At 29.3% G+C, this 22,572-nt stretch carries 23 protein-coding genes; 6 read left to right on the top strand and 17 right to left on the bottom strand.

Annotated elements, in window-relative coordinates; translation table 11 throughout:
• Positions 1-6: 6 nt before the first annotated feature.
• Genes uvrC through ABGT36_RS04430 form a run of 3 tightly spaced genes read right to left on the bottom strand, consistent with a single transcriptional unit; the run spans position 7 to position 4,900 of the window.
• Positions 7-1,773, bottom strand: coding sequence for an excinuclease ABC subunit UvrC (gene uvrC, locus ABGT36_RS04440; RefSeq protein WP_346676982.1), 1,767 nt, complete (start codon positions 1,771-1,773; stop codon positions 7-9).
• On the bottom strand, positions 1,773-4,085 hold the full coding sequence (locus ABGT36_RS04435; protein ID WP_346676981.1) for an endonuclease MutS2: 2,313 nt from the start codon (positions 4,083-4,085) through the stop codon (positions 1,773-1,775). Before ABGT36_RS04435 ends, uvrC begins: the two co-directional genes overlap by 1 nt.
• A gap of 2 nt (positions 4,086-4,087) precedes the next feature.
• Positions 4,088-4,900: a CvpA family protein gene (locus tag ABGT36_RS04430; protein ID WP_346676980.1), complete on the bottom strand. Its 813-nt coding sequence runs from the start codon at positions 4,898-4,900 to the stop codon at positions 4,088-4,090.
• 110 nt (positions 4,901-5,010) lie between these two features.
• Here ABGT36_RS04430 and rnhC point away from each other — a divergent pair, with 110 nt between their 5' ends.
• Positions 5,011-5,766, top strand: a complete 756-nt coding sequence (gene rnhC / locus ABGT36_RS04425; RefSeq protein WP_087301485.1) for a ribonuclease HIII — start codon at positions 5,011-5,013, stop codon at positions 5,764-5,766.
• Between the two features lie 82 nt (positions 5,767-5,848).
• Here the strand turns inward: rnhC and ABGT36_RS04420 are convergent, their stop codons facing one another.
• The 5 genes from ABGT36_RS04420 to ABGT36_RS04400 all read right to left on the bottom strand — a co-directional run bounded on the left by ABGT36_RS04420 (position 5,849) and on the right by ABGT36_RS04400 (position 9,104).
• Positions 5,849-6,406 carry a GNAT family N-acetyltransferase gene (locus tag ABGT36_RS04420; protein WP_346676977.1) on the bottom strand — a complete coding sequence of 186 codons (558 nt, stop codon included), beginning with the start codon at positions 6,404-6,406 and terminating at the stop codon, positions 5,849-5,851.
• 69 nt (positions 6,407-6,475) lie between these two features.
• Positions 6,476-6,943, bottom strand: a complete 468-nt coding sequence (locus ABGT36_RS04415) for a dCMP deaminase family protein (RefSeq protein ID WP_087301489.1) — start codon at positions 6,941-6,943, stop codon at positions 6,476-6,478.
• On the bottom strand, positions 6,933-7,856 hold the full coding sequence (locus ABGT36_RS04410; protein WP_296883287.1) for an RluA family pseudouridine synthase: 924 nt from the start codon (positions 7,854-7,856) through the stop codon (positions 6,933-6,935). The genes ABGT36_RS04415 and ABGT36_RS04410 overlap by 11 nt, the downstream gene beginning before the upstream one ends.
• Complete coding sequence (gene lspA, locus ABGT36_RS04405; protein WP_087301493.1) at positions 7,843-8,328, bottom strand: signal peptidase II; 486 nt, start codon at positions 8,326-8,328, stop codon at positions 7,843-7,845. The genes ABGT36_RS04410 and lspA overlap by 14 nt, the downstream gene beginning before the upstream one ends.
• 119 nt (positions 8,329-8,447) lie before the next feature.
• Positions 8,448-9,104 carry a hemolysin III family protein gene (locus tag ABGT36_RS04400; protein WP_087301495.1) on the bottom strand — a complete coding sequence of 219 codons (657 nt, stop codon included), beginning with the start codon at positions 9,102-9,104 and terminating at the stop codon, positions 8,448-8,450.
• A 127-nt stretch (positions 9,105-9,231) separates the two neighbouring features.
• Here ABGT36_RS04400 and ABGT36_RS04395 point away from each other — a divergent pair, with 127 nt between their 5' ends.
• The 4 genes from ABGT36_RS04395 to ABGT36_RS04380 are packed head-to-tail and all read left to right on the top strand — an operon-like array spanning position 9,232 to position 13,697.
• Positions 9,232-9,783: a DUF1836 domain-containing protein gene (locus ABGT36_RS04395; RefSeq protein WP_087301497.1), complete on the top strand. Its 552-nt coding sequence runs from the start codon at positions 9,232-9,234 to the stop codon at positions 9,781-9,783.
• A gap of 56 nt (positions 9,784-9,839) precedes the next feature.
• On the top strand, positions 9,840-10,730 hold the full coding sequence (gene metF, locus ABGT36_RS04390; RefSeq protein WP_346676975.1) for a methylenetetrahydrofolate reductase [NAD(P)H]: 891 nt from the start codon (positions 9,840-9,842) through the stop codon (positions 10,728-10,730).
• Positions 10,723-11,355: a vitamin B12 dependent methionine synthase gene (locus ABGT36_RS04385; RefSeq protein WP_087301501.1), complete on the top strand. Its 633-nt coding sequence runs from the start codon at positions 10,723-10,725 to the stop codon at positions 11,353-11,355. The genes metF and ABGT36_RS04385 overlap by 8 nt, the downstream gene beginning before the upstream one ends.
• Positions 11,337-13,697, top strand: a complete 2,361-nt coding sequence (locus tag ABGT36_RS04380) for a homocysteine S-methyltransferase family protein (protein WP_346676973.1) — start codon at positions 11,337-11,339, stop codon at positions 13,695-13,697. Before ABGT36_RS04385 ends, ABGT36_RS04380 begins: the two co-directional genes overlap by 19 nt.
• A gap of 35 nt (positions 13,698-13,732) precedes the next feature.
• On the opposite strand, the gene ABGT36_RS04375 is transcribed toward ABGT36_RS04380, so the two are convergent.
• The 6 genes from ABGT36_RS04375 to ABGT36_RS04350 form a co-directional block, all read right to left on the bottom strand.
• Entirely contained in the window at positions 13,733-14,014 is a 282-nt protein-coding gene (locus tag ABGT36_RS04375; protein ID WP_087301505.1) for a ParB N-terminal domain-containing protein, read from the bottom strand.
• 6 nt (positions 14,015-14,020) lie between these two features.
• Positions 14,021-15,397, bottom strand: coding sequence for a UDP-N-acetylmuramoyl-L-alanyl-D-glutamate--2,6-diaminopimelate ligase (locus ABGT36_RS04370; protein ID WP_087371426.1), 1,377 nt, complete (start codon positions 15,395-15,397; stop codon positions 14,021-14,023).
• Between the two features lie 165 nt (positions 15,398-15,562).
• Positions 15,563-15,991 carry a hypothetical protein gene (locus tag ABGT36_RS04365; RefSeq protein WP_308697621.1) on the bottom strand — a complete coding sequence of 143 codons (429 nt, stop codon included), beginning with the start codon at positions 15,989-15,991 and terminating at the stop codon, positions 15,563-15,565.
• Positions 15,992-16,468, bottom strand: coding sequence for an RNA polymerase sigma factor (locus ABGT36_RS04360; protein ID WP_300078521.1), 477 nt, complete (start codon positions 16,466-16,468; stop codon positions 15,992-15,994).
• 90 nt (positions 16,469-16,558) lie between these two features.
• Positions 16,559-19,159, bottom strand: a complete 2,601-nt coding sequence (locus ABGT36_RS04355; RefSeq protein ID WP_346676971.1) for a cation-translocating P-type ATPase — start codon at positions 19,157-19,159, stop codon at positions 16,559-16,561.
• Between the two features lie 185 nt (positions 19,160-19,344).
• Complete coding sequence (locus ABGT36_RS04350) at positions 19,345-20,220, bottom strand: diacylglycerol kinase family protein (protein ID WP_308697619.1); 876 nt, start codon at positions 20,218-20,220, stop codon at positions 19,345-19,347.
• Positions 20,221-20,314: 94 nt separating this feature from the next.
• Between ABGT36_RS04350 and ABGT36_RS04345 the strand changes: the two genes are divergently transcribed.
• On the top strand, positions 20,315-20,845 hold the full coding sequence (locus tag ABGT36_RS04345; RefSeq protein ID WP_087301516.1) for a hypothetical protein: 531 nt from the start codon (positions 20,315-20,317) through the stop codon (positions 20,843-20,845).
• Positions 20,846-20,888: 43 nt separating this feature from the next.
• Here the strand turns inward: ABGT36_RS04345 and ABGT36_RS04340 are convergent, their stop codons facing one another.
• From ABGT36_RS04340 to ABGT36_RS04330, 3 genes are read right to left on the bottom strand one after another with little or no spacing between them, the layout of a single operon-like run.
• Positions 20,889-21,629 (bottom strand): hypothetical protein, encoded by a 741-nt coding sequence (locus ABGT36_RS04340; protein WP_300078511.1) that lies wholly within the window; start codon positions 21,627-21,629, stop codon positions 20,889-20,891.
• On the bottom strand, positions 21,622-22,104 hold the full coding sequence (locus tag ABGT36_RS04335) for a sigma-70 family RNA polymerase sigma factor (RefSeq protein ID WP_346676969.1): 483 nt from the start codon (positions 22,102-22,104) through the stop codon (positions 21,622-21,624). Before ABGT36_RS04335 ends, ABGT36_RS04340 begins: the two co-directional genes overlap by 8 nt.
• Before the next feature lie 17 nt (positions 22,105-22,121).
• Positions 22,122-22,499 (bottom strand): hypothetical protein, encoded by a 378-nt coding sequence (locus tag ABGT36_RS04330; protein ID WP_346676967.1) that lies wholly within the window; start codon positions 22,497-22,499, stop codon positions 22,122-22,124.
• Positions 22,500-22,572: the final 73 nt, after the last annotated feature.

Below are 22,572 nucleotides of genomic sequence, written 5' to 3'. Positions count from 1 at the left end.
TTGTTTTTAAGTGTCATCTTTTAGTACATTGAACAGATTTGCTGCTACGTCTTTTGGCAATAGTTCTTCAAGCTGTTGTAAGCTTGCTTCTTTTAAACGTTTAACGCTACCAAATTTACGTAATAAAAGTTTTTTTCGTTTAGGACCAATGCCTTCAACATCATCTAATATCGACTGAAACAGCGATTTAGAACGAACATTTTTATGGAAACTAATAGCATAACGATGCACTTCATCTTGCATTCTAGTAAGCAAAAAGAATAATTCACTTTTACGATCAATTTTAACCTCATTACCATCACTGTCTAATAACATCGAAGTAGAATGCCGATCATCTTTAGCTAACCCACATACTTTTATATTTAAATTTAAACCATCTATTACTTCTTTAGCTACCTTGATCTGCCCTTTACCACCATCGACAATTATTAAATCCGGTCTTTCTAATCCTTCCATCAATACTCGATAGTAGCGACGATATATTACTTCTTTCATACTGGCATAATCATCAGGTCCTTCAACGGTTTTAATTTTAAATTTACGATAATCTTTTTTTGATGGAACTCCATCTTTAAAACATACCATCCCAGCTACCGCATAAGCTCCTTGAATATTTGAGTTGTCAAACAACTCAATTCTTCTAGGTAATGGAATATCCAATAGCTGTCCTAATTGCTTGATAGCACCAATTGTTGCTGCTTCGTTTTTTTGAATCAGCAAAAACTTCTTTTCTAACTGCTCTTTAGCATTTTCATTAGCCATTTCCACTAGACTAGCTTTATTTCCTTTTTGAGGCTTGATTATTTTACATGTAATAATCTCCTTCAACAAATCAACATCCAAATCTTTAGGTACTAATAATTCTTTAGGTTCAGTATTTTCTTGATAAAAACTTACTAAAAACGAAATAATCTGTTCTTGAAAATCATCTTGTAACGGAACCAGATTTAAATCACGAGCCAATAATTTTCCATTTCGCATGAAAAACAATTGCAAACATAAATATCCCTTATCATGATAGTAACCAACAATATCCCGGTCAACCAAATCATTGAATTGGACATGCTGTTTACTTGTAACATGTTGAATATGCACAATCAAGTCCCGACATTCTTTGGCCAGTTCATAATTTTGAACTTCACTGGCAGCCATCATTTTATCAGTTAAACTATTAATAACTTCTTTAGTATCACCTTGAATAAATTTAGTAATTCCTGATGTTATTTCTTTATAAACTGCTTCATCGACTTCTTGTAAACAAGGAGCTACACATTGATTTAACGAATAATATAAACATGGCTTTTTAGGAATATGATTACATTTACGCAACGGAAATAAACGATTTAATAATTTAAAGGTCTCTCTAGCTGCTGTTCCATCAGGAAATGGTCCAAAGTGTTTATGTTTTTTATCCTGGGCATTACGAACAATTCTTAAACGCGGATTTTTCTCTCTAGTTAATTGAATATAAGGATAATATTTATTATCCATAAAAGAGATATTATACTTTGGAGAATAATCTTTAATTAAATTGATCTCTAATAGCAATGCTTCTTTTTCAGAATCAGTTACAATATAATCAAAATCAACAATTTCCTGGACTAATTTTGTCGTTTTATAATTATGAGCCCCAACAAAATAAGAAGATACCCTATTTTTAAGTTTCTTTGCTTTCCCTACATAAATAACTTCATTATTTTTATCCTTCATTAAATAACAACCAGGTTGTAACGGTAATAATGAAAGTTTATCTTTAATCATCTGGCGATCCATTATTCAAAATATACTAGAGTTGCCCCTAGTCCTCCTTCATTAGGACCACCATCGCGATAACTAACAACATTTTTATTTTTTTTCAACAATTGTCGCACTCCATTTCGTAATGCTCCAGTTCCCATACCATGAATTATTCTTACCATAGAATAATTATTGACTAAAGCATTATCTAAAAATTTATCAACATTACGCATAGCTTCTTCATAGCGTTGACCAATAATATTAATTTCTACACTTTGATTTGATGCTTTACGAACTGCTTTAAGATTAGATCTTACTTTTTTAGGTTTAACTTTTTTTGATACAAACATTACTTCTCCAGGTTTAGCATTAACTTTTAAACCGCTCATATCAATAGTTAAAACCCCTTTTTTATTAATTGATAGAATTTCACCTTGACGATTTGCTGATAAAACCTTAACAACATCACCAATTTGGTAATCTCGTTTTTCATTGTTTATTTCTTTTTTCTCTTCATGTTTTAATAAATCAAGGTTTCTTTTAGCATCGATAACAACATGTGGTTTGATCGTTGAACTTTTCTTTAAATCTTCAACAACAATATCAATTTCCTGTTTTGCTTCTTCCAATAGTTGATTAGCCTGTTTTTTAGCATCTTGTAACATCTTATCTTTTTGCTTTTCATAGTTTTCAATTAAACGCTGATACCGTTTTTGGTTAGCTTCTGTTTCCTTAGTCAGCTCTTCTAACTGATCTTTTTGTAACTGCACCGCTGTTAATTCATCGTGTAGTTTTTCCATTAGTTTTTCAGTATCTGTTAAGCTTTCTTCTTTAATTTTAAAAGCCATATCAACAATTTCTGGTTTTAACCCTAATCTTCTTGAAATTTCGATTGCATAAGAGTTACCAACACTACCAGCAATTAATCGATATGTTGGTCGCATCTTTTCTTGATCAAACTCAACTGCAGCAACTAAAATTGAATCTTCATTTTTAGCAAATTCTTTTAATCCAGAATAATGGGTAGAAGCTAAAACAATTGGATTAATTTGTTTTAAATATCTTAAAATAGCCTCAGCAATACTTTGACCCTCATGAGGATCTGTTCCCGAACCTACTTCATCTAATAAAACTAATGATTTTTCAGTAACTTGATTAGTAATTTCCACTAATCGTTTCATATGACTAGAAAAAGTTGATAATGATTGTTCAATTGACTGTTCATCACCCAAATCAACACAAATCTGGTCAAATAATGGTACTGTTGCTTGTAAACAAGGTACCGCCATTGCACATAATGACATTAAACTTAAAAGTCCAGCAGTTTTTAAAACAACTGTTTTACCCCCAGTATTTGAACCACTAATTAATAAAGTTCGTTTAGGTGGCGCTAAAACAATATCGTTAGCAACGATCTTATCTTGATCTATTAATGGATGGCGGGCTTTTTTTAAACTCAATGTTTCATAGCTAGTTACTACTTCTGGTACTATAGCGTCTAATTTAATACCATAATTTGCTTTAGCAAAAATCACATCAAGAGCTACCATTAATTCTTGATTTTCATATAAACAATCATAATTTTCTTTGACGGCAACTGAAAGCATCTTTAAAATACGCTGTACTTCGCGTCTTTCTTCTTCTTTAACATTAACAAGCTGATTATTCATTTGGACAATTACATCTGGTTCAATAAACATTGTTTGTCCACTAGAAGAAACAGCATGAACAATTCCCTTAACATTATTTCGATTACCTGCTTTAACTGGTAAAACTAAATGATTATTACGACTAGAAATATTTTCCTGACTTAAATAATCTTTATTAGCACTTTTGATTTGTTCAATCCGGCTACGAATATTAGTTTCTATTGAAATTATTTGTCGTCGTAACTGTTTTAATTTTGGACTGGCACTATCTAATACATTTCCACTGCTATCAATACAACGATTAATGCTATCTAATAATTGTTTTGGTAAAATCAATTGTTGACAAAATTGAAATAACTCGTCATCATCTAATTCTTTATCATCTAAGTATTCTTTAATTTCTTTAACATTATTTAATAAATAAACTATTGCGACAAACTCATCGCCAAATAATGTTCCATCTTTATTGGCCTTATTTAAATAAGGTTTAATATCTACAAAAGAACCAATTGGTAAGCGACCATATTTATAGACCAGACGAATTGCCTGATCTAAATACTTTTGTTCCAATAATAAATCATCATAATCGCTAAATGGCATAATTTTCAATACTTGTTCTTTAGCCAAATCACTTGCACAATATTCACTTATTCTTTTTTTTATCTGATTAAATTCTAAAGTATCATATATATCTTTCATTTTTATCCACTCACTACCATTTTATTTAAAACTCTACTTTGATCAAACTCAACCATATTTAACTTATTTAATAACTCAACTGTCTGATTATATTGTTCACTATTAACCGCTATTGGTGTTTGGACCTGATCATAATAACGATATAATATATCTGCAAGATACTCTTGATCAATCAAGCCCCAATCATAAGCTGTTGTAAGTGAAGTAATAATTGAATTCATTGAATCACTATCAAAACTATCATTATTTAAACCATCATTAATTATTTGATCAATAACATTATTACCATCACTTAATTTTTTTACCTCTTCACTAAGCGTTGGTACTAATTCTAATATCTTATTTGCAATAATAGTATTTTCAACTGCTTCTTTACCACCAGGAACAATCGGTGTAATAATGAAAACTAAAGCTAAATAAATCAAAATTAAACTTTCAACTAGATTAAAAATTGACCCTAAAAGACCATCTAGCTTTCTTAATAATCCTATTGTATCAATTATTCCTTTTAATAAAGGAATAATAATTTTTCCAATAAAAGCAAAAATAATTTTTAAAACAATTAAAAGAATAATAAAAATTAAAAATCGATTAATCATCTCGCCAACACCTTGGCCGATTCCCTGTACTTCATAAATCTTAAAAATAACTGCTAAATAGCTTGATAGATATAAAGCTACAATCAAAGAAACAACCGTTGACGCTAAACGATAAGCACTATAAACAAAACCTTTAATATAACCAAAGATTACCATTAATAAAATAATTAGTGCAATAATTATATCAATGAAAATCGGATTTATCACAAAATTCATGGAAACACCTCAATTTCTTTTAGTATACATTGTATCAAAACAAATTTGTACTGTCAAAAATATTAAAAACATGTTATAATAATATTAGGACTAGGAGGCAAGTGAAGAACATGAATGTAGAAAAAAATAATTCAAAAAGAATAAGTGTTATTAATATGCATGCTTACGATAAACTTGCGACTCTTCCCTACTCTGGTACGGTCGATCATCACTATGTAAATATTAGTCATATTGCTTGCGATGAAACTGGTTCTGGTGATTTCTTTGGACCTCTATGCGTGGTTTCTTGTTACGTTGATGAACGCGATTACGACTGGCTATTGAGTGTCGGAGTACGCGATCCCAAAGAAATGGATAATAAAGAGTTAGTGCAAGTAGCAAAAGAAATTAAAGATCGAATTATTTACAGTCTTTTAATTCTTGATAATTCTCATTACAATGCAATGGTTAAAGCTGGTAATAATTTAGCAAATATTAAAGCCAAATTATATAATCAAGCAGTAACAAACGTAATGCAAAAAATTGGAATGCCGGTTGAAGATAAATTAGTAAATCAATTCGTGTCACCAAAAACTTATTATAATTATCTAAAAAGCGAAGTCATTGTTGTTAAAGATTTAAAATTCTTACAAAAAGGTGAAGAAAATTATCTTGGTATCGCTTGTTCAATTATCTTATCTAGATATGCTTACTTGCAATATTTTAATAATATGTCACGTAGTTTAAAGATGAGATTACCTCGTGGTAATAGTAATAGTGTTGATGCCATAGCTATTGAGGTAGCAAAAAAATATGGTCCAAAAATGCTTAACAAAGTTACTAAAACGAATATGACAAATTATAAAAGGATTAAGGATTTAATTTAGGATAACTGGGTTATCCTTTTTTTCATTATGTCCTTTTAATAATGTAATAAAAAAGAAATCTGTAAAAAAACAGATTTCCAGCTTACTCGCTATTGTTATAAAGTACATTTAAAACAGTTTTTTTATCAACACCATATCTAGTACGATGAATTACGTTTTTATAAAAAGTAAATCCCATTTTCTCATTTACTCTTTTTGAACGACTGTTTTCTAAAAAATAACCACAACACAAAAAATCAAACTGTAACTCTTTAAAACAATAATCAATTACACAAGCAACCGCTTCACTCATAATGCCCTTGCCCCAATAATCTTTATTTAAAACATATCCAATTTCTCTTCCTTTTAAATTATCAAAAGAACTATCTAAATCATCGCGACAATATTCTAAACCAATTGACCCAATAACTTTATTATTTTCCTGATATACAATCGCTAAAGTTTTTCTTTCTTCAATAAACGTTTTTAAAATCATCTGGCTTTCTTCAATATTTTTATGATGTGACCAGCCAGCCATTTCCCCTACTCCTTCTACACGAGCATATTCATAAAAGTCTTCAACATCATCTTCTTGCCAAGGTCGTAGTATCAAACGTTTAGTTTTTAAATATGTTTGACTTAAATCTATTTTCGCATTCATTTTATCTCTCCAATATATAATAAAAAAATACGGAAATTAACTTATGATAAGTCAATTTCCTGATATAAGCTATTTAACTTCAATAGTAAATGGCGCTACTTTAGTATATTTTACTCCAGCTGCATCTAACATTCTTTTTGCTGCTCGATCACTATCAGTTCCACTATATTTATCATCTTCATAAATTATTTCACTAATACCACTTTGAATAATCGCCTTAACACATTCGTGACATGGAAATAATGATACATAAATTTTACAACCTTTTAAATTAGACGTACTATTTAAAATAGCATTTAACTCAGCATGAACAACATATGGATATTTAGTATCATAAAGATCCCCTTCTCTAACTTCCCATGGAAATTCATCATCTTCACAACCCCAAGGTAAGCCATTATAACCAACTCCAACAATTTTATTTTCCTGATTAACAATACAAGCTCCTACTTGAGTATTAGGATCTTTAGAACGAAAAGCCGATAATTTAGCTACTCCCATAAAATACTCAGTCCAATTGATGACTCTATTTTGCATATTCCATTTCCTCCTGAAGTTGAATTAATTTTTGTTTAAAGTATTCAGGCAACTCGCTTTCAAATTCCATATATTTATTTGTTGTTGGATGAATAAATCCTAATTTTTTAGCATGTAAAAATTGTCCATAAGTCTGATCATCTTTACGCCAGCCATATTTAGGATCACCATAAACTGGATAACCGATATAACTCATATGTACCCTGATTTGATGAGTTCGTCCAGTTTCCAAACGACATTCAATCAAACTCATTGAGCGATAACGTCTTAAAACCGTAAAATTCGTTACAGCCCGTTTACTATTATGCATAGTAACAGCCATTTTTTGACGATCTTTACTATCACGACCAATTGGTGCATCAACTTTACCATGTTGATGAGGAATTAAACCATGAACTAAAGCAATATAACTTCTAGTCATATCATGATTTCTTAATTGTTGTGATAACATTCGATGAGCATGATCATTTTTGGCAACAACTAACAAACCACTCGTTTCCTTATCAATACGATGAACAATACCTGGTCGATTAACACCATTGATTCCTGATAAATCATCACAATGATAAAGCAGTGCGTTAACTAGAGTACCATGAACGATACCAGGCGAAGGATGAACGATCATCCCCGATGGTTTATCTACAACTATAATATCGTTATCTTCATAAACTATATTTAAAGGTATATTTTCCGGTTCCAAATCTAAATCAGTATTATCAACAACTATAATTTCGATTTGATCACCAATTTTTATTTTATAACTTGGTTTTTCCATTTTTTGATTAACTAGTACAAGTCCTTGATTTATCATTTCCTGTATCCTAGTTCGAGAAAATTCTGGCATTTTTTTAGCAACGATCTTATCTAATCGCCAATTGGCATTTTCTTCAACTACAATATTAATTTTTTCCATGTATATACTCCTCAAAAATAATTTCAATAATAATTAATGCTACTCCGATAACAACTGCCATATCGGCAATATTAAAAATCGGGAAATTATAATTAAAAATAATTACATCAATAAAATCTCGAACATAGCCAAAAAATACCCGGTCAATTAAATTTCCTAATAACCCAGCAAAAACCAAAACTAAACCAAAACGAGTTAATACTTCTTCTTTTTTAGTTTTTCTAAAATATATAATCATAACCACTGCTGCTATTAAAGCAACTAAAATAAAAAGTGCTAAGTGACCTGCAAACATCCCCCAGGCAACACCTGTATTTTGAGCATAGGTAAAATAAAACAAGCCATCAATTATCTCATGTGACTGTCCTAATTGCATTGATGAAGATATTAGATGTTTTGTAAACTGATCTCCCCCAAGAACCACAAACATCGTAATTAAATATATTATCTTATCTCTTTTACTTAATTTCATTATTTATATCACCCAAAAATATTATACAATAATTGAAAACTAACCACAAGAAAAAGCAGGTTTCCTCTTTATTAAAAAGGTCCCTTGATAAAAAAGGAACCTCTAATCATTTTATTATTTTACAATAATACATAAAAGAAAATAGCAACAAAATGGAAAGCTGATCCAATCATTACAAAAATATGAAATAATTCATGGAAACCAAAATTTTTAAACCAGTTAGGCTTTTTCAAAATATAAATAATAGCCCCGATCGTATAACTAACACCACCACAAGCAATTAAAGCCAAACATCCTAATGGTATTTTTGAAAATGCGGGAAAATCAAAAATTACTGCCCAGCCCATTAATAAATAAAATAGTGTTGATAAAAATCTAGGTGCATTTATCCAAAAAAGCTTTATTAAAATACCAATTGCTGCAATTGACCAGATAACTATCAAAAAATAAATACTATGAGGATAATCTAGATATGTTAAACATATTGGTGTATATGTTCCAGCAATTAAAACATAGATCATTGCATGATCCATTTTTCTTAAAAATTGTTTTATTTTATTATTTTCATTACCATTAAAATAATGATAAATACTACTAGCACTATATAACGCTACTGATGATAAACCAAAAACTGTAATCCCTACTTTAGTTAAAGATGGAGAATTTTCAACTGCTGCAACGATCATCATAATAATCAAGGCAACCAGTGATAATATAGCCCCAATAAAATGCGTTTCACTACTTATTGGATCCATTGCTTTTTTAAATATTTTCATGTCAAAACCTCCTTATGTAGTTTTAAATACTACATTATGTATCTATAATATCACTAATATTATCTATGTCAACCACATCTTGAAGATATTTAAAAATTAAGCTACAATTATTTCGAGGTGACTAATTATGGAACAAAAGGATTTTAAAACAATAATCACACAATCACTCAATAAAAGTGATTTAAAAACTCAGGATATACCAGAATTAGATTTATATATGGATCAAATAATGACTTTATTTGAAAACAATCTAAGCGACAATAAAAGATTCAAAGATGATAAATTACTTACTAAAACAATGATCAATAATTATTCTAAAGCTGGCGTTATTAAACCGGTTAAAGGAAAAAAATATACTAAAGAACAAATAATTGGCATGTTAATAATCTATAATTTAAAAAACACAATTACAATTCAAGAAATTAAACAATTATTATCACCAATATATGAACAAGATCAAGATTTAGAAGCAATCTATGATCAATTTATCACTCTCAAAAAAACTCAAAGTGAAGCATTAAATACATTTTTAAATCAAATCATTTCTGATTATGATCTTAACCTTGATAATCATAACAATCGCTTATTGACTGTATTAGCTTTAGCATCACTTTCTAATCAAATAACCAGTATTATTCAAGGAATTATTGACAACGATAATCCAGATGAAGATAGTTGACGAAAATCAAGCTATTTTTTATAATATACCTAATTTATTAAATGGGGGTTATACAAATGAAAATTATTGATATGTTATTAAAAAAACCGACTTTGTCTTTTGAAATTTTTCCACCAAAAAATCATAATGGCGACATTTCATCAATTTATAAAACAATAGATGAATTATCAGCATTAAAACCTGATTTTATATCAGTAACTTATGGTGCTGGGGGATCAACAACTGAACATACTGTTGAAATTGCTTCTAAAATTAAAAATCAATACGGTATTGAAGCTGTAGCTCATTTAAGCTGTATTGATGCTACATCAAAACAACTAACAAAAATATTAAATGAACTAAAAGATAATAATATTCAAAACATTCTAGCTTTACGTGGTGACTACCCTAAAGATTACGATCCTAAAACTGCACCACACGAATTTAAATATGCTAGTGAATTAAATACATTTATCAACAAAAATTATCCTGATACATTTTGTTTAAGTGGAGCTTGTTATCCTGAAGTACATCAAGAAGCAGTTTCCTTAGAAGCCGACTTAGAAGCATTAAAGAAAAAAGTTGATTCAGGAGCACAATATTTAATTACTCAATTATTCTATGACAATAACTATTATTATCGTCTTGTTCGTGAAGCACGTTTAAAAGGAATTAATGTTCCAATTATCGCTGGAATTATGCCTGCAACTAATGCGCGCTCATTATTAAATATCGCTAAATTAAGCGGTGGTAATATTCCTTATAATCTTTCTGCTTCTTTAGAACGTTTCCGTAATAATCCAAAAGCAATGAAAGAAGTAGGATTAAATTATGCTACTAATCAAATTATTGATTTAATTACTAATGGTGTTGATGGTATCCATCTATATACAATGAATCGTCCTGAAATAGCTAAAGAAATATTGATGAGAACTAATAATATATTTGCGGAATTTAAAAATGATTAAAGAAAATGCTTTAAAATACTTAGGTTATCAAAATCAAAAACTTGATCAACAAACTAATTTGTTATTAGATCAGGAATTAGAAGAACTTAAACAGTTTTCATTTAAATACATGTATAAAATCTATACCTTATCTAAACAGCCTTTAAAAATTAAAGAATTAGATTTGAACATAGATTATCCTGATTTAATTGATTTATTTGACTCATGCAATCAAGTTGTTGTTATGGCATGTACACTAGGAATTGATTTAGATCGAAAATTAAAGTATTACTCAGTTATTGATGTAACTAGAATGACAATATTAGATGCTCTTGCAAGCAGCTATCTTGAATATAAAGCTGATGAATTTGAAAAACAGCAAAATTTTGGTAAACGTACTTTTCGATTTTGTCCTGGTTATGGTAATGTGCCATTAGAACTTAATCATCAATTAGCTAGCGCTCTACAATGTGATAAACATATTGGTCTAACTGTTTTACCCAATGATTTATTATTACCTCAAAAATCAATGATTGGTTTAATTGGTATTGGTGATGATAAAATTAAAAAACATTGTTTTTCATGTAAACTTAAAGATAATTGTAATTATCGGAAAAGAGGTCAAAGATGTTACAAGAACGATTAAAAAAAGAAATATTAGTATTTGATGGTGCCATGGGGACCCAATTACAAGAAGCCGGCTTAAAAGCTGGTGAAATTCCAGAATGTTTAAATATTACTCATCCTGAATTAATCCAATCTATTCATCAAAAATACTTAAATGCTGGTGCTGACTTTATTACAACTAATACTTTTGGTGCCAATGCTTTAAAAATGAAAGATGTTAACTATAGTTTAAAAGAAATAATTGAAGCAGCAATCGATAATGCTAAAGCAGCTCAAAAAAATACCAATCGTCAAAATAATAGTTATATTGCTTTAGACATTGGTCCTATTGGTCAATTATTAGAGCCAATGGGTACTTTATCATTTGACCAGGCTTATGAAATTATCAAAGAACAAGTATTGCTCGCTAAAGATAAGGTTGATTTAGTTTTATTAGAAACAATGACTGATATATATGAAGTTAAAGCTGGGGTTTTGGCTGTTAAAGAAAATAGTGATTTACCAGTCTTTGTTACTATGACTTATGAAACTAACCAGCGAACTCTTTCAGGCTGTGATCCTGTTACAATGGTCAATATTCTTGAAGGATTAAATGTTGATGCTTTAGGAATAAACTGTTCATTAGGGCCAGTGGAATTAACACCGATTATTAATGAAGTCTTAAAAACAGCTTCATTACCGGTTATTCTACAGCCAAATGCTGGTTTACCATGTTTAGTTGCCGGTAAAACCTGCTACAACATGGATAGTGATACATTCGTTGCTGAAAGTATTAAACATGTCAAAAATGGTGTCCGCATTATTGGTGGTTGTTGTGGAACAACACCAGAATTTATCGCCAAATTAAAAAAAGCAATACCAGCCAAACCAGTTATTACTACTCCAGTTGAAGCTACTAGAGTATCTAGTGGCAGCAAAACTGTTGAATTTGGTCATCATGTTGTTGTTTGTGGTGAACGTTTAAATCCAACCGGAAAGAAAAAATTGAAAGAAGCTTTAAAACAGCAGCGATATGATGAATTAGTTATCGAAGCTATTAAACAAGATCAGGCTAAGGCTCATGTTCTTGATGTAAATGTTGGTTTGCCAGGAATTGATGAAGTAGCAACAATGAAACATGTAATCAAGCTATTACAAGAAGTTATTTCTTTACCATTACAAATTGATAGTTCTAATGCACAAGCAATTGAACAAGCATGTCGTTATTATAATGGTAAACCATTAATAAACTCTGTAAATGGTAAGACTGAAACCATGGAAGCTATTTTCCCAATCGTTAAAAAATACGGTGGTGTTGTTATTGGTTTAACATTAGATGAAAATGGTATTCCACCTAAAGCTAAAGATCGTCTGGAAATCGCTAAAAAAATTATCAAAACTGCTGCTAAATATGGAATTAGTAAAGAAAATATAATTATTGACTGTTTAGTTTTGACGGTCTCTGCTCAACAAAAAGAAGTAATGGAAACAATTAAAGCTGTTAGAATGGTTAAAGAAGAATTAGGTGTTCATACCGTATTAGGCGTTAGCAATGTTTCTTTTGGGCTTCCTAATCGACCACTTTTAAATAAAACCTTTTTAACTATGGCTATGGCAGCTGGATTAGACTTACCAATAATTAATCCTTTAGATAAAGAACTAATGGATGCTATTGATGCTTTCAATGTTTTATATAATTATGATCAAGATGCTACTATTTATATTCAAAATCAATCTAATCAAACTGTTACTTCTATAAAAAATACAACTGATTTTACATTAGAAGATATTATTATTCGTGGTTTAAAAGATGAAGTAAAAACAGCTACAAAAAAACAATTAGAAACTAAAGATGGTCTAGAAATTATCAATAACATTTTAATTCCTGCTTTAGATAAAGTAGGAAAACAATATGAAAATAATACAATTTTCTTACCACAGTTAATTCAAGCTGCTGAAACTTCAAAAATTGCTTTTGGTGTAATCAAAGATACTTTTAAAGAAACAACAGCTACTAAAGGTCCAGTAATTATGGCAACTGTCCATGGTGATATTCATGATATTGGTAAAAATATCGTTAAAGTAGTATTAGAAAGTTATGGTTATAAAATCATCGATTTAGGAAAAGATGTACCACCTGAAACAGTTGTTGATGCTTTCTATCAATATCATCCTAAAGCAATCGGTTTAAGTGCTTTAATGACAACTACTGTTGCTTCAATGGAAAAAACGATTGCAATGTTGAAAAAGATTGATAATATGTGTCCGATTTTTGTTGGCGGTGCTGTCTTAACTGCTGATTATGCTAAAGAAATCAACGCCGATTATTATTCAAAAGATGCTATGGATGCTGTTGAATTATTAAATCGTATCATTGATTAAAATTATAAATTAAAAGACGAGGAGTCCCCTCGTCTTTAATGCATATTACGACTGCGCCAGCAATCATTAGAACGCAAATCACCATTATTAATAATTATAACATTAATTTTCCTCCGTTTATCATATAAAACAGGATCTTCAATACTAGCAATAGCACTTAATCTTTTATGACCATCTTGACAATAATATTGGCCATTTTCGTATCTTACTTTAACTGGAATCGATAAGCCAATTCGTTTTACTGACGATAATAAACTATCTGAATATTCCTTTTTTTGATATTGAATATCATTAATATCTAACTGATGAATTCTCATATCTAGCTACTTTCCTGATTTGATTGCAAGATACTTAGCTACTTCTTCTTGATCACTAAAATGATGTTTTCCTTCTTTAGTAATTTGATAATCTTCGTGTCCTTTTCCTAAAATCATCAACACATCATTACCTTTTAATAAATCAATTCCCTGACGAATTGCTTTAACACGATCAACTTCTACTACATAATTATCATTTGTAAGCGAAGCAGTAATATCATCAAGAATCTTTAAAGGATCTTCGCTTCGAGGATTGTCACTAGTAAAAATAACATAATCACTATTTTCAACAGCTATTTTACCCATTATAGGTCGTTTTAAAGGATCGCGATCACCACCACAACCAATAATTGTAATAATTTTACCTGCTTTAAATTCATGAGCACTTCTTAAGACATTTAAAACTGCATCAGGGGTATGGGCAAAATCAACAAAAATACTGTTAGTGCCATACTTGATAAGTTCCATTCGTCCTGCTGGTGCCTTTAATTCTTCATTTAATTGTAAAATATCTTCTATTTTAAAACCTAAACAATGAACTAATAACAAGGCAATTAAATAATTATAAACATTATAACGGCCAACCATATTTAATGATGTTTTATATTCATTGCCTTGATAGTTAAATTTAAAGCTAGTTCCTAAATGACTGAAAGTAATTTTTTCAATTAATAAATCCCCTTCATTAGCACTAATAATAATATTGTTATTATTATCTAAAACAAAGTGTTGATAATGAAGATCATCACCATTGATAACTGCAACTTTGTTATTACGTGTTTTTTTAAACAATTTTTGTTTAGCATTAGCATAGTTTTCTAAAGTTTTATGATAATCTAAGTGATCTTGCGTCAAATTAGTAAAAGCAACTTCATCAAATTCTAGTCCATAGATTCTTTCCATATCTAAAGCATGTGAACTTACTTCCATAACAAAATATTCTACACCATGATCTTTAGCTTCTAATAACATATTATATAGTACATCAACATCTGGAGTTGTATTAACCATTGGCTTTTTAACATCACCATAATAAAAACCAACTGTTCCCATATAAGCTACTTTTTGCCCTAACATTTTTAAAATCTGATAAATCATTAAACATGTAGTTGTTTTACCATTAGTCCCTGTTAATCCAATTAATTTCATATCTTTAATTAATGGATAATAATTTTTATATAAATATTCTTTTAAATATTCTCGAGTACTTTCAACTATTATTGTCTCAACACTATACTTTCCATGTTCAGCAATTATTTTAATCGCTCCATTTTTTATAGCTTGTTCAATATAATCATGTCCATCTCTTACAACATTAGGAATAGCGATAAATGTATCACCTGGTTTTACTTTTCTTGAATCTGTTTTTAATGCAACTTCCACAATTTCCACCTCATTTATCTTTATTGTATTATAAAATGTCTAAAAAACTATAATGTTTTTTGTTTATAAACATCTTGTTTACACTCGCTAATTATATCATGATAATAATTGTAATTTAAGTAAAAACACACATATTCGTTTTTTTATGAATATGTGTGCATATCTTTATTTAGTTTGATTATCTTTTATATCCGTATTTATCTCATCACTTGACTTATCTATTTCAGTATTACTCTGTAATCCTTCTTTTTCTAACTCACTGTCATTTACATCTACTTTATTTTCACTTTGATCTTTAAATTTAATCCAAATATCACCATTTTCATCAACATACTGTTCCCCGATCATTTCTTGTTGTTGATTATCTTCACCAATAAAAAAAACTCTAATAGTATCTTTAACAGTATTACTGATTTTACCTTCAGTTAAAGCATCAACAGTTTTTACTCCACCTAATAATACTAAACAAATAACCATACTAAACATTACTTTTTTTAATTTCTTTTTTTTCATATTTAACCTTCTTTCATAAAGAGTATAAGCAATTTTATTACCGGTCATCATTTTAATTTTGTCAGTATCAATTTGTAGCATTTACTCTTTCCTCCTTAGTTTTTTTCTAATTCTATGTAATTTTACTTTCATATAATTAGTTTTCTGCTTTTTTATTTTAGCAATTTCTTTAATCTTATATCCTTCAATATAATAAAGTTGAAATATTTCTTTTTCATCATCAGTTAGATGTTGCATTTTTTCTTCAATAAGCAACATATAATTAAAATCTTCTTGATAATATCCCTGTTTATTTAAAATCTGATCATTGTATTCAAGATATTGTTTAGTTTGTTTTAATTTATTATAAGTACAGTTTTTAGCTATAACTGCCAGATATGATTTAATGTTTTTAATATTATCTTGATTTTTCCAAAAAAGATAAAAAGTATCAGCAATAATTTCTTCTATATCTTGATAAGATAATTTATTTCCCGCAAGATTATAAATAATTGTAAATACATAGTGACTATATTCTTCAATAATTAAATCAATGTTTAATTCAACATTGTTCTTCAAATTGATACCTCCTTTGAATCGATTCACTATATAGACAATTAATATTTAATAAAGGTTACAAAAAAAGCGATCAAATTGACCGCTTCTAACTTATTTTCTATTTCTAATCCATTTAATTACTTGAATAATTGGTAAGTTAGCTAACGCTAAACCATAAACAATCATTAATTGTTGGATTGTAAGAGTTTGAACTTTAAACATTGAATCTAAGAATGGTACCATTAAGACACAAGTAATTAAAACAAATCCGATTAAAAATGCACCTTGTAAATACTTATTATTAAAGAACCCACGTTTAAATAACACTGGTGCTTTAGATTTACAGTTATAACCATGTACTAATCTTGATAAACATAAAGTTCCAAATGCCATTGTACTTGCAAGTAATGCATTTTCTTGATAACCAATCATGAAAGCAATCATAGTCATAATAGAAATTACTAAACCTTCTAATCCAATACTTGTTAAGAAAGTACGAGTTAAAATTGATTCATTCATTGGACGAGGTTTTTCATTCATTACTGAACTATCATGAGGTTCTAACCCTAAAGCAATTGCTGGTAAACTATCAGTTAATAAATTAATAAATAACAAATGAACTGGAGCAAATGGTACCGGCAATGCCAATACAGATGCATATAAAACTACTAAAATAGCTCCAAAGTTACCAGATAATAAGAATTGAATAGCATCTTTAATATGCGCATAAATATTACGACCATTTTCAACCGCTTTGATAATTGTAGCAAAGTTATCATCTGTTAATACCATTGCTGCAGCATCCTTAGATACTTCACTACCAGTAATACCCATAGCAACACCAATATCAGCTTGTTTTAATGCTGGAGCATCATTTACACCATCACCAGTCATGGCTACGATATTACCTTTATCTTGCCATGCTTTAACAATTCGAATCTTATGTTCAGGAGAAACACGAGCATAAACACGTTTATCTTCAACAAATTCACGTAATTGTTCATCACTTAACTTATCAATTGCACTACCTTCAACAGCTTGAGAAATATCTGTTAAAATACCAATTCTTTTTGCAATTGCAGCAGCTGTAATTTTATGGTCACCAGTAATCATGATTGGCGTAATTCCTGCCATTTTACTTTTTCTTACGGCTTCAGCACTTTCTTGACGAGGTGGATCCATCATAGAGATTAATCCTAAGAAAATTAATTCATTTTCATCTTCATATTCAAGAAATTTTTCTTGGTCAAATTTACGATAAGTAACAGCAAGAACACGAAGACCATTTTTAGAAAATTCCATGTTCATTGCTAAAATATCTTCTCTATCTTGATCAGTAATTTCAACTACCTGATTATTTTTACGAATATATTTAATACGACCCATCAAGGCATCAACTGCCCCTTTAGTAATCATTGTATAGCCATCTTTTAATAAATGGAAAGTTGACATCATTTTACGATCACTATCAAATGGTAATTCGCTTAAACGTGGGTAAACACCACGAACTCTACTTGCTGGTACTCCTAATTTTTTACTTAAATTAATAAGTGCTGTTTCAGTAGGGTCACCAATTTCTTTACCATCTACATTTGAAGAGTCATTACATAAAACACTCATTCGCATTAAATCTTTATGGAAAGGAATATTTGGATCAATTTGATCAGCTGAAATTCTTTGTCCTTCAACATAATAATCTTCAACAGTCATTTTGTTTTGTGTTAATGTTCCTGTTTTATCAGAACAAATAATCGATACACTTCCAAGACCTTCAACAGCTTGTAATTTACGAATAATTGCTCCTTCACGAGCCATTTTTTGAGTTCCAAATGACAATACAATTGTAACGATTGAGCTTAATGCTTCTGGAATTGCAGCAACAGCTAATGCAACTGCAAACATGAAGGCATCGCCAACATTACCACCTTGAAGAATATTTAAACCAAATAAAATAGCACAGAAAATAATAATGATAATTGATAATTTTTTTCCAAAATTATCTAAGTTAACTTGTAAAGGTGTTTTCTTTTCTGAAGTAGATTTTAATAACTGAGCAATTTTACCAACTTCAGTTTCCATACCAATTGCAGTTACTAAAAATGTTCCACGTCCATAAGTAACAAAGCTTCCTGAATAAACCATATTAGTACGATCTCCAAGTGGAACTTCGCCTTCAATAGCATCAGTATCTTTTTCAACAGCGACACTTTCACCAGTTAATGCACTTTCATCAACTTTCATACTAGCGTTTTCTAAAATTCTTCCATCAGCAGGAATATAATCACCAGCTTCAAGATGAACTTCATCACCAATAGTTACTTCTTTGCTAGGAATTTCAACAATCTTACCATCTCTTAAGACTTTAGCAGTCGGTGACGATAATTCTTTTAAACTATTTAAAGATTGTTCTGCTTTAACTGTTTGAACAGTTCCTAAAATAGCATTAATTGTAATAACAATTAAAATTACGATTGCACTTTCAAAATCTCCTAAAAATCCTGAAATTATCGCTGCAATAATCAAGATTATAACTAAGAAATCTTTATATTGCTCTAAAAATACCATCAGCAGACTTTTCTTTTTAGCTTCAACAAGCTCATTTAAACCATACTTTTCTTGATTAGCTTTAACCTGCTGTTCTGTTAACGGTTTTAGGGATCCATTAACTTGTTTTCTTACCTCTGTTTTACTTTTGTTGTAATAAGCTCTCATCTTTTTTCTCCTTTTTTAACACAATAAAAGCGAGCCCTTTTATTGCATAATAATTTTGCAATAAAAGTCTCGCTATTTAATCACGTTCCGGATGATCTAAATCATCGTATTGACGAAATCGTAAACACTATCGTGTCAGCTACTCCCTTTTATGAAAATTATTCTAAACTTAAACTTGACTAAAGTCAATCATTTTTTTCAAATAAAACAACATCTATTGCTTTATTTACAATTTTAAGTTGATAAATTCCCGCTGGATAAACTTCCCCGTCAATATTTACTTCCTTGTTACTTTCAACTTCAACTTCTTTTAATTGCTTATGATAATACAATTTACCTTGTTCTAACTTTTCAGTTAACAATAACGTTACATAATATGGTAACTGTGATTTTTTTAACTGTGGTACTAAATTAATATCAATTAAACCATTTTTAACATCAGCATATTTGCCTATTTTAAATCCACCACCAAAATATTTACCATTACAAAAAGCACCTATTAGTAACCTATCTTTATAAATAGTCTTCCCTTGATAACGCAAAGTAACTGGTTGAGGATGATATTTTACAAAGCGTCGAACTAGTACATTTACATATTGTAATGAACGTGGTAATACTTTAATTTGACGATATTTATGAACATTATTTGCTACATCACTATCAAGTGCTAAACAAAAAACATTGATACAATAAATATCGTTAGCTTTGATCAAATCAATTGGCTGGGCTGGTAGTTTTAATGATTTTTTTAACAAAGTTTCTAAATCTCGGGTATTGGCAATTGTTCTAATAAAATCATTACCAGTACCAGCTGGCAAAATTACTAATTCATTATCACTGCCTGCTAAACCTTGAACAACTTCATGAATCAATCCATCACCGCCAACTGCATAAATACGATGATGACAGCCTTGATAACTAGCTGCTATAGCACTTGCGTGTTTAGGATATTTTGTATATTTGATTTCATAGGGATAACCCTGCATATTTTTTACGATTAATGTTTCTATTTTTACGTTATTAGGATTGGGCTTTATTATAAATATGTGCTTTTGATTCATGTTTTAACCTCCAATGTATCTATATTTTAACAAATTTATTAATTTTTTGATACTAATAATAGTTTTAATCGTTAATAATTATTTTGGTGACATGATGTTATTTATTAATTTAATGCTTTTTGGATTATTTATCTTTTTTGATATTTTAAATATTAATAGTAGTTATATAAAATGGTTTACGACATTAAACAACTTTATTTATTCCATTCTTTATTTAAAAAATTCTTTTATATTAAAAGCAGTATTTTTTTCACTTATTGCTGATTATCTTTTATTATTTACAGATTATTATATTTTAGGTATTATCTTTTTTATCTTAGTGCAAATTCAATATATGAAATTACTATCTTATCAAAGTTATTTACCATGGTTATTTTTAATTATAATTTTTATTGATCCTCTTATTAGTCTAGCATTAGTTTATTTATTTTTTAGTTTAACTAATTTAATTTATTGTATTAAAAGTAAAAACACAAATATGTTAATGGTAATTACTCTTTTACTATGTTGTGATATTATTATTGCCTTAACTTACTTAAAAATACTACCTCCTTCTTTATGTAAGTTTTCGTGGTTATTTTATTTTCCTAGCCAATATTTATTAATTAAAAAACATTCACCATAAAACAAATTGCGATATGAATTACATATCGCAACTTGTTAGTTTTCTATTTATGTCCATGATGACCATGATGACTACCTTGATGTCCATGCTGGTCAGCATCAGTGTCATTTTGATTATTATTTGATAAAGAATGAATTAGATCATGTATTTCTTTCATCGTCATCTCTTGTACCTGTTCAAGTGTTATATCAGGATCTAAACTTTTAATTTTTAAATATGCCTTATATTTACCATATGAAAGACCTACATCATGAGCCTCTTCAACTTCTTCCATTTGAGCATGATAACAATAGGTATTTTCTGTTTTTGCTGTAGATGATTCTATATTAGAAAAAATTCTAGTTGACTGTTTACCATCTTTGCCAATTACACAAATAGTCATGACTTCATTATTAGATAAAAGCTCTGTAATATCCTGACTGTTTAATATCTTATCAATAGCATCATTATAATTCATATGTTTTATATCCAATGACTCTATTAATTCTTGACCATCATCATTATAACCTGTTACTGATATTACTCTATCAAAGCGATTAACACTCAATTCAATTGATGGATTGACATCCATACTAATCTCTACTGTTGGTGTAAAATAAAGCCAATAACCACCCCAAAAAGCAAATAACACACATATCGCAATTGGGACTAAACGCCAATACCTAGTCTTTTTAGGTTTTTGATTGTAACCATTAGTTTTATTTAAAATAAAATCCTTAGTCTTATTTTTTAGTTCATCTTCAGCTTGAATCTGATCAAAAGCCTTTTTAATTTTTTCATTCATACTCATCACCTCCTAATTTTTCTCGAAGCATTTTTTTAGAACGAGTTAGGAGCATATAAACAGTATTTACATTTTTACCTAAAATATGACTAATCTGTGGTGCACTATAGCCTTCATAATAATGTAAATAAACAACATTGCGATACTTTTGAGGAAGCGAAAGAACAGCTTCTAAAACTTCTCTATAGTCTGATGGTATCGCTTCAGGCTTTTCAACTATATCATCCAATGATACTGTGCGATTTCTAAAAAAACTTTTGAGTAAATCTTTACATTTATTAATTGTAACTCGAATAAACCATGCTTTTTCATGTTCATCGTTTTCAAACTTTATTGAACTTGTAGCATATTTCAAAAAAACATTTTGAAATATATCTTCGGTATCCGCATAATTTTTCAAATAAATCATACATAATCGTCGAACAGTATCGCCATATAACTCAATTACTCTATTTACCTCTTGTTCGCTTCGCATTAAAACTATCCTTTTTATTAATGATGTCTATTATGTTGTCGGTGATGACTATGCCGATTATCACAAATACTATCACTATTTGAATCACTGTAATGACAAGAATTATATTTATGATTACAATTGCTCTTACCACAAATATCACAATTATTGCCATTATTTGATGTACTTACATTATTTTGACATATACCACAGCCATCACAAATCCCATTATTATCACTATCAACATGAAAACAACCACTATTAATATAATTATTCACACCTTCTTTACTAGTAACATAACTATATTTAGTTTCGTTTTCAGGCGTATACATATCTGGTGAATCTGCCTTTAGAATTTTTACTCCAACTGTTAACATTATCACAACTGTTAAAATACTAACTACTATTTTTTTCATTGATATCCCTCCTCGATTATTTAGACATTAACTTGTGCCTTCATAAATAATACGATTGGTAAGTAAAAATCCA

The organism is Erysipelatoclostridium sp. An173 (genome assembly GCF_963931465.1).
Taxonomy (GTDB): domain Bacteria; phylum Bacillota_I; class Bacilli_A; order Erysipelotrichales; family Coprobacillaceae; genus Thomasclavelia; species Thomasclavelia merdavium.
Note: the sequence above shows the minus strand (reverse complement) of the source record. Positions and strands in the feature narration are given on the sequence as shown.